At 40.6% G+C, this 9,035-nt stretch carries 7 protein-coding genes; 4 read left to right on the top strand and 3 right to left on the bottom strand.

The annotated features are described in order from the left end of the window. Positions 1-52: 52 nt before the first annotated feature. Positions 53-1,312 carry a hypothetical protein gene (locus PENNN9_RS08120; protein WP_058369197.1) on the bottom strand — a complete coding sequence of 420 codons (1,260 nt, stop codon included), beginning with the start codon at positions 1,310-1,312 and terminating at the stop codon, positions 53-55. Between the two features lie 137 nt (positions 1,313-1,449). Here PENNN9_RS08120 and PENNN9_RS08115 point away from each other — a divergent pair, with 137 nt between their 5' ends. Next, positions 1,450-1,965: a L,D-transpeptidase gene (locus PENNN9_RS08115; RefSeq protein ID WP_058369196.1), complete on the top strand. Its 516-nt coding sequence runs from the start codon at positions 1,450-1,452 to the stop codon at positions 1,963-1,965. 135 nt (positions 1,966-2,100) lie between these two features. Here PENNN9_RS08115 and PENNN9_RS08110 read toward each other — a convergent pair whose 3' ends face one another. After that, positions 2,101-3,699 carry a CYTH and CHAD domain-containing protein gene (locus tag PENNN9_RS08110; protein ID WP_058369195.1) on the bottom strand — a complete coding sequence of 533 codons (1,599 nt, stop codon included), beginning with the start codon at positions 3,697-3,699 and terminating at the stop codon, positions 2,101-2,103. Positions 3,700-3,866: 167 nt separating this feature from the next. After that, positions 3,867-5,453 carry an isocitrate lyase gene (locus tag PENNN9_RS08105; protein WP_058369194.1) on the bottom strand — a complete coding sequence of 529 codons (1,587 nt, stop codon included), beginning with the start codon at positions 5,451-5,453 and terminating at the stop codon, positions 3,867-3,869. Between the two features lie 786 nt (positions 5,454-6,239). On the opposite strand from PENNN9_RS08105, the gene PENNN9_RS08100 reads away from it, so the two are divergent. The 3 genes from PENNN9_RS08100 to PENNN9_RS13405 all read left to right on the top strand — a co-directional run. After that, complete coding sequence (locus PENNN9_RS08100) at positions 6,240-7,229, top strand: LysR family transcriptional regulator (protein ID WP_058369193.1); 990 nt, start codon at positions 6,240-6,242, stop codon at positions 7,227-7,229. Positions 7,230-7,596: 367 nt separating this feature from the next. Further along, positions 7,597-8,772: an aldehyde dehydrogenase family protein gene (locus PENNN9_RS08095; protein ID WP_264752931.1), complete on the top strand. Its 1,176-nt coding sequence runs from the start codon at positions 7,597-7,599 to the stop codon at positions 8,770-8,772. Further along, on the top strand, positions 8,720-9,035 hold a 316-nt coding region (locus tag PENNN9_RS13405; RefSeq protein ID WP_264752930.1), incomplete at its 3' end, for an aldehyde dehydrogenase family protein. The genes PENNN9_RS08095 and PENNN9_RS13405, both read left to right, overlap by 53 nt.

Below are 9,035 nucleotides of genomic sequence, written 5' to 3'. Positions count from 1 at the left end.
TATACCCGTAGAGTCTCTGTTTTTTTGTGGTTTTTTTGATGACTGTCTTTGTCTATTCAGTTTTTACGGTGTCTGAGCTGGCAGAATCTTCATTATCTACTTTGACAATGGCGATATCTTGTTGCTGACGTTCTTTAACAAGGTCTTGAGCCACTACTTCTTCTGTTGCAGAGACGACACCAGTGGACTTTTGCGTCTGATATTTTAAGGTGGCAAGGGCACTAAGGCCTCCAATTACAAAAATAATAACTAGGATAACAGGGTTTTTCCAAATGGGAGTCGGTGCGTCATACTCAATCGGTTTTTCGCTGATGGTTGCCGGAGTATTGTCGCTATTACCGTTGATAAGCCCAAGGCTGACCAGTGGAGGTTTTGGTGGATTTGCAGGTTCAGAGGTAATACGTAGGCGATTACGCTGTAAGTAAATCTCTGAAATTTTGGCCAACTGTAGTAGCCAGCGCTGGTGTGGCAATGTGATAGCAGGCATCTCTGCAAACATGAGTAAATCATTATGTCCGCCTTGTTGGATGTTTTCAGATGAACGGCCAATGGCCTTTAAGTAATTACCAGTTGCAAGCTGCATATCTTGTATAGGTTCATTATTGTCAGGTTTAAATGCAGTCAGCTCATACCAAAAGGGATCGAAGGCTGGTGGCGTACTGGATAACTGCTCATTATTTAAGCGTTTTGGCTCTATATTTTCTGGTACTGCCTCTTTAGTTTCTATATCGGGTACTATGCTTGTAGTAGGTTCTACGTTTGTAGAGATAGTGTCTGAAGGTGTCGTCTTAGTGGCAAACCGATCCGTTGACAAAAACTGAGGTTGTAAAGCAAACCACTTGTCTATCTCATCATTATCAAGCTGACTGTAGTCCGCTAATATAGCAAGTTCGCGCAAAACGATAACGCACAAACAGCTGAGTAAGGCTTGTACCTGCACAGTAGTAGCGTCGATTTGATTGGCAATATATTCGCTAGCTTTAACTATATCAGCGCTGTCTTTAAATACGGTATCAGCAGCATCATGACGATAATATAAGGTTGCCTCGATAGTAGCAAAGTTCATAGAGTTATATTGACGTAGCTCTTTTACGGCACTACGATTAAATAGTTTTTTGCTGACAGATTGTCCTTGATAATGCTGCTGGTAAGCGAGTAAAGCACATACAATCGCTTGTAAACCAGAACCAACGGCAAGGCGCGTCTGCGGTAATGATAGCTGAGCCACATCAGCTAATAATGATATCATGGGCTGGGTATCTTGATATAAAAAGTCATACATCGACACGCGTGTCGGTGAAATAGTCGTCATAATCTGCTAGCATCAAAAAGTGTGCCTCTATATTACGGTGCCAAATGCCTTGATACAATCCCTTAATAATAGAAATTTTTAATCATTTTTAATCATAACGCCATGAGTCGTTTGATGAATCACAATCGGATGCTTTTATGAACAACCACGTTAGTCTCGAAAAACAGCTGATTATCAACGTTGCACAGCAGACTTTAACTCTATATCAGCAGGACAAAGTCGTTGTCCAATATTTAGTGTCAACGGCAAAAAACGGCATTGGCAGCCAGCAAGATAGTGGTTGTACACCGCTTGGTAGACATGTCATTGCAAAAAAAATAGGTAACGATGCGGCTATAAATGCTGTGTTTGTCGGACGTGTGCTTACAGGAGAAGTATATGATGCCAAGTTTGGTCAGCTGCACCCTAAGCGCGACTGGATATTGAGCCGTATCTTATGGTTGAGCGGTCTAGAAGAAGGTGTGAACAAGGGCAGTAATAGTCAAGGCGGCTGCGATACTTATCAGCGTTATATTTATATTCATGGTACGCCAGATACGGAGCCGATGGGCGTGCCGCTGTCACATGGTTGCGTGCGTATGCGTAATGAGGACATTGTTGAGCTATTTGCACAAGTTGAAGAGAGTGATACTGTCACTATTATCGCGAGTTAATGAGTAAGTGTGTAGACAAAACGTGTAAACAACAAATAATGTTGTATTTATTAATTCAAATCTCAAAAAGACAGCACTTATCAATAGTACTGTCTTTTTTTATTCTATACTTCTGTTATATCGTTGTAAGCATGTTCACCAAAAGGTGGGACTGTCTTGAACTTTAGCCAAGCGTTTTCTGGCGTGTTTAAGGTCTTTTTTTAGCGTGGCAGCAAACCAGCCTGTACCATATAACGCATTGATATCAGTCGCTGATCGTCGCTCATAATACTGTTGGTACTGTGTATGAGTGCGATATTGTGCCAATGCCTGTTGTGCTTTGACCAAACGTTTCAACCAAATTTTGGCTTTCTTTTTAGCTTTTTTCTTACTTAATAAGAGTGAGGCAAATTCACTGGTATAACGTAATTCTACCAACTGACAATATAAGTCGTCTTGGATCTGATTATGATTTCTGCTTTTTAGATTAACGCTTTTTGAGCTTTCACTATAAGGCTCATTGTCATTGGCTGCATTTTTATCCTGTAACCTTCGCTCAGTTTCAATAAATTTTGTATACTGCTTCGATAGAATCTTCGCTGATTTGTCGACAGCAGGCTTGTCTGCTCTTGGTTCGAGGCTTGGATTACTCATGGTAAAAGCAATCAGCTCTAGTAAGGTGAGCTGAAAGTCATTGGCGCTTACAACGTCAATTGGTTGAATCTTGAGGGTTTCAATATCTGCTGTCCAATCAACGCTAGGTGCACCGTGACTTTGTAGTTTGGGCTCAATGTGAGTGGTGAGATAGGCAAGCTTTTGATAGTCAGCAAGTAAGGTCGCGGTTTGTTTTAATATTGGAAGCCAGTCAGGGTTAATCTCATCAGAGAAGCTGTCAAAGGCTTGTAAGGCGGCTTGCAAGCGAGTGAGTCCGATAGTCAGCTGCAAGATATGTTCATTGTCATCGCTACCAGCTACGATAGCACTACTATTAGGCAGTATATGTAATAGACAGTTATGTACAGCGGTACGTATAAAGGCTGGTCCATCGCTATTTTTATCAATGGTTAGCTGGCTAAGATCAGCGCTAACTGCTGGACTATAACTTTGTCCTTTTATGAGTAGACCTCCGCGCTCAGCTTTGGTTACGGTAGATAAGCAGAGCTTATAACGTTTGCACCAGGTTTTGGCTGTCGTAAATAAAAAATCTACGTCTCCTGCTACCAGCTCAAACTCAATCTCTTGAATAGAGTTTCGCTGAGTATCATCATTACCATGGATAACCTCGCCACGATCATATGCTATCTCAATCTTACTGCTGTCTTCATCGCTATTGTCTTCTATTAGCAAGCGTGTGGTGCGCTCTACATCGGTCAAATATAGCCGTGTGAGTTTTTTCGCCAGTTTTTTGAGCTTAAAGTCAGCAAGAGCAGGGGCAATTGAGGTGTCTTTGTAAATTGTCAAATCAGGCATTAGCGTGTCGTTATCTAGCATTGCCTTTACTTGTTCATTATCTAATATAGTATTGTGTTCTAGGCGTGCAGCGATTCCATCACCACCAGCTTTGATGGTCTGAACCCAAGTGTCGCCTTCTTGACGAATACGTAGGCCAATACCAGCCTGTGCAAGCTTTTGATCAGACGTATCGTAATAATGGGCGGCTAGCTGTATGGTCTGTGAGGACTTAACCTGCGCTTGACGCATTAAACCCTTAAGCCGCGACTCTGGAACTAGAAATTTCAGCTCTATTTCTTGCATAATGGCTCCTAATCATTTGACTAATAGTTATTAGTCTATCATTCTATGATGGTTTTAACTAATAGTTATTAGTCTACATTCTATGATGGTTTTAACTGCAACAAAAAAGCCGCCCTACATCATATAGGGCGGCTTTTTTTTAATATATACTTATGAGCTTTTGGGCATTAGAACTGGTTCATAGTGTTCTTTTCGCCGCCAGCTTTTAGGGCGTTGTCACCTGAGAAGATTTCTTTGTGGTCATCGCCTAAGTCAGAGCCTGCCATTGCTTGGTGCTTGACACAAGAGATACCTTCGCGAATTTCTTTACGTTGTACGCCAGCAGCATATGCAAGCATACCTTCTTCACCAAAGTAACCCTTGGCAAGCTCGTGCACACTTAGAGCCGTGGTGTGATAAGTCGGTAGGGTGATCAAGTGATGGAAGACACCTGCTTCACGTGATGCATCACGTTGGAAGTTCTGAGCGGCAACGTCAGCTGCTGCATCAAGTTCAGTACCATCATAGTCGCTGCTCATCAAGTCGTCTTTATTGTATTTAGAGACGTCTTTGCCTTCTTCTTCCCACTGAGCGATCACTTGTTTACGGAAGTTTAGCGTCCAGTTGAACGATGGGCTGTTGTTATAAACAAGCTTAGCTTTAGGCTGCTGCTCTTTGATACGATCAACCATCATTTTAATGTGCTCAACGTCTGGCGTTGGTGTTTCAATCCAAAGCAAATCCGCACCGTTTTCAAGCGCAGTCACACAGTCAAGTACGACACGGTCGATATTGGTATCTTCGCGGAAGCTGTACAAGCCGTTTGGCATACGGACTGGACGTACCAATTTGCCGTCATGCTTAAGTAGGCTATCGTTTTCGTTAGCGTCTTCAATGCTCACTTCTTCCATTTCTAGGAAGTCAATATATTTAGAAGCAAGATCGCCTGGCTCATTTGATACTGGAATTTTTTGTGTGAGTGACGCACCTTCAGAGTCAGTACGAGCCACGATGACACCGTCTTCTACACCAAGCTCTAAGAATGCATAACGAATCGCGTTGATTTTAGCGATATAATCTTCGTGCGGTACGGTTACTTTACCTGCTTGGTGACCACACTGCTTAGCGTCAGATACTTGGTTTTCAACTTGGATAGCACAAGCACCGGCTTCGATCATCTGCTTGGTTAACAGATAAGTGGCTTCTTCGTTACCAAAGCCTGCATCGATATCAGCGATGATTGGTACAACATGTGAATCAAAGTTTTCGATTTTTTCTAGAATAGCTTTGGTGTCTTGGCCTGCTTCTTCAGCAGCATTTAGCTCACGGAAGTAATCATTTAGTACTTTGGCATCTGCTTGACGTAAAAAAGTATAGATTTCTTCGATTAGCTTTGGCACAGAGGTTTTTTCGTGCATAGATTGGTCAGGTAGAGGACCAAACTCAGAGCGAAGGGCGGCTACCATCCAACCTGATAGATAGATATAAGTTTTAGACGTTGTACCAAAGTATTTTTTCTTAGCGTACATGGTTTGCTGAGCAATAAAACCATGCCAAGCACCTAGAGACTGTGTGTACTGAGAAGTGTCATTGTCATAATCTTCCATGTCTTGACGCATGATTTTTGCTGTGTATTTTGCAATATCTAAACCAGTCTTAAAGCGGTTCTGTAACATCATACGTGCAGCATCAGTTTCGCTGATATTCTGCCAGTTACCGTGCTTTTGCTTTAATTCACGTACTAAATCGATCGCTGATTTATAATTAGTTGACATCTACAGTCTCCTTGTTGGGGTATTAAAAGTTTAACGAACAAAAAATCAAATGGTAAAATGATAATAACGATATTTGCGTGGAAGTTACACGAACTACGATTACATTAACGGCATTCAAATCTAATGGTTGCTAGTACTACTAAGAATACGTTGAAGTTTTATCCATAAACAACGAATAACAATCTGCTATAAACCTTACCTCTATTACCCTAAACAAACCTAACAACAAATACAAGCGCTTTGCTCAACTGTATTTGAAAAATCAGTCGTTAGTCAGATATTTATACAATTCACAATGCTCTTATCTTTATGTACTAAAGCAAATAGGCGAATCATGACCTATTAGTAAGATAAGAGATGTTACAATAACCGAAGGCGTAACAGGTGACAGATGAGCAGAGTATTATGTGCTATCACTACTAAATCGTTATACTGTAACTGAGTTAAATAGGCAGAGGCATTAACCAGTTATATAAGGATAATCACGATTTGTGTGAAAGTTATCGTCTACGTTGCAAATCACTCATGTAACTCACTATAGCGGGGATACCTAGATTTACCTAATTTATGATTGTTATCTTTGGTATTTTATTTATATATAGAATAATAAAAACAATGGTTTGTATTGTACAAATCACGCTATAATAATCAAAGTTTAATGATTTTTAGATAAGAATTTTAATACTCATATTGAGATTTTTTAGGTAAGCATTAGCAAGCATAATAATCACACACGAAATGGCTAATTATTAAGTAGCATTTATTCTAAGTAAAAGAGAAAAACGTATGAATCTGCAGCGGGTTGATTTGAATTTATTGGTGCATTTAGATGTATTATTAAGAGAAAAAAACGTCACACGTGCTGCTGAGCAGTTGGGCATTACGCAGCCTGCAATGAGTAATATTTTGCGACGATTGCGTAAATTGTTTAATGATCCATTGTTAGTACGTTCATCTGAAGGCATGACCCCGACAGAGAGAGCTTTAGAGCTACAACCACGTATTCGTGAAATACTTGCCGATTTGACTCAAGTGCTCGAACCACGTACAGAGTTTCGTCCGTATAGCACATCACGCGTCTTTCGTATCATGACCTCAGACTATGCTGAGGCAACGTTGGTACCAAAGCTGGTCAAAGCCTTACGCTCTGAAGCACCCAATGTCATTTTGGACTTTTTAACACCATCAGATGTGTCTTATCGTGATATGGAACAGGGCCGAGTCGATTTGGCTATTAACCGTTTTAATGAAATACCACAAAGCTTTCACCAAGTGTTGGTTTGGCGTGACACTTTTAGCTGTTTGCTAGCATCAGAAAGCCCTTATGCCAATCGTTTTAATCTCAAAAACTATCTAAAAGCGCAACATGTATGGGTGTCTAAAACTGGTATGGGCGTGGGATTCGGAGTCAATCCAGAAAAATCTGGTGGACTGGGCTCTATTGACCAAGCGTTGCAGCGGTTGGGACAAAAAAGACAGATTAGTGTCTTTACACGCCATTATCAGATGCCAGCGATGCTTGCGGCAAATAAAGATTTGATTGCTACATTGCCAACGCGAGTTGCACGCATGCAGGCCAATAACGACAGCATCATGATGAAAGAGCCACCATTTTTTATTCCCGAGTTTGAGCTAACCATGGCGTGGTCACCGTTATTACAGCATCATCCAGCACATCGTTGGTTAAGACAACTGATTATGCATGTTGCACGGCAAGTGGTTGCTGATGAAGAAAACCAAGAGCAAGAGGTACCTACCATTAATCATCTGTTCTAAAGAACTGATGAATAAAGTATCTTTTATTCACATACTTATTAAAAAGAAATAATATAGAACCAGCCTTTGGGCTGGTTTTTTGTTTGTTTAAGCTTAGTATTAGTTAAGTATATCTTAATAAGACAGTCATACTCTTAACATATCGAACACATTTCTTTATATCTTGTAAAACTGTAAGCCAAAAGTTTTGTTATGATAATTTTAACTTAAAGCAGTTAAACATTAAGCAAAAAGGTATTCAGAACGAATCTTTTCAAAAAAATAACTAATTAGGCCTAGATGATAAAGCTAAGAAAAGTGTGTTTTATAATTAGTGTTATCTAAGCTACTTAACAATCAACTAGACAAATAGATAAGGTCAATAATCATGGCAGATATTACTACTATAAACCCGGCAACAGGCGAAGACATTAAAGAATATAGCTATATGAGCAACGATGAGGTCAACAAGATTGTTGAAGCCTCACATCAAGCTTTTCTTGAATGGCGCAAAACCAGTCATGAAGAACGCGCAAAGGTCATCAACTCTATCGGTGAGACCTTAATGAAATATAAAGAAGAGCTGTCAAAGCTTATGACTGAAGAGCGCGGTAAGCTATATAACCAAAGCTTGAGTGAAGTCGATCTATGTAAAGCGATTTGTGATTACACGGCAGAGAAAGGCGTTACTGCGCTTGCAGATGATGAGCGAGATGTCGAAGGCATGAAAAAAGGTATCGTTACTTATCAGCCAATCGGTGTTATCTATGGTATGCAGCCTTGGAACTTCCCAGCTTACCAAGTATTTCGTTATACCATTGCCAATTTGATGGCTGGTAATAGTATCTTACTTAAGCATGCAGCGAATGTAACAGGTTCTGGCTTATTGATCGAAAAAATATTCCATGAATCTGATTTACCAAATGATTTGTTCCGTACAATTCTAATCGATCATGATCAGTCAGAAGTATTAATCGGACATGATAAGGTGCGCGGCGTTACGCTTACTGGTAGTGATGGTGCAGGGAGCATCGTTGGTCAGCAAGCGGCAAAAGCAATCAAAAAAGCGGTACTAGAACTGGGTTCGAACGACGCCTTTATCGTTTTAGAAGATGCTGACTTAGAGCTTGCAGTACAAACTTGTACACAAGCACGTCTCATTAATAATGGTGAAACCTGTGTCGCTGCAAAGCGTTTTATCGTCGTCGATAGCTTATATGATGAGTTCCGTGATCGCATCGTAAAAGAATTTGCAAGCAAAAAAGCTGGCGATCCAATGGATGATAGCTCTGATCTTGGTCCATTAGCGCGTAAAGATTTGCAAGAAAAGTTGCATGAGCAAGTAGAAGAAAGCGTAAACAAGGGCGCTACAATTTCTGTTGGTGGCACGTTACCAGAAGGCAAAGGTAGTTTCTATCCTGCGACTATTTTAGAAAACGTCAAAAAGGGTCAACCAGCTTTCTATCCTGCGACTATTTTAGAAAACGTCAAAAAGGGTCAACCAGCTTACGATGATGAGTTATTTGGACCAAAACGTCAAAAAGGGTCAACCAGCTTACGATGATGAGTTATTTGGACCAGTAGCATCGCTAATTCGAGCTAAAGATCAAGACGATGCGCTGCGTATCGCTAACGATAGCCGTTATGGTTTGGGCGGTGCAATCTTCTCTAAAGATGAAGACAAAGCTATCCGCTTAGCTAATGAAGAGTTTGATACAGGTATGGTATATATTAATGGCTATGGTCTTGCCAATCCAGCACTACCATTTGGCGGCGTAAAAAATTCAGGTCATGGCCGTGAACATGGTGGCTTTGGTATTAAAGAGT

Source organism: Psychrobacter sp. ENNN9_III (genome assembly GCF_001462175.1).
Lineage (GTDB): Bacteria > Pseudomonadota > Gammaproteobacteria > Pseudomonadales > Moraxellaceae > Psychrobacter.
The sequence above is the reverse complement of the archived record's forward strand: the minus strand, read 5'-3'. Positions and strand labels throughout refer to the sequence as shown.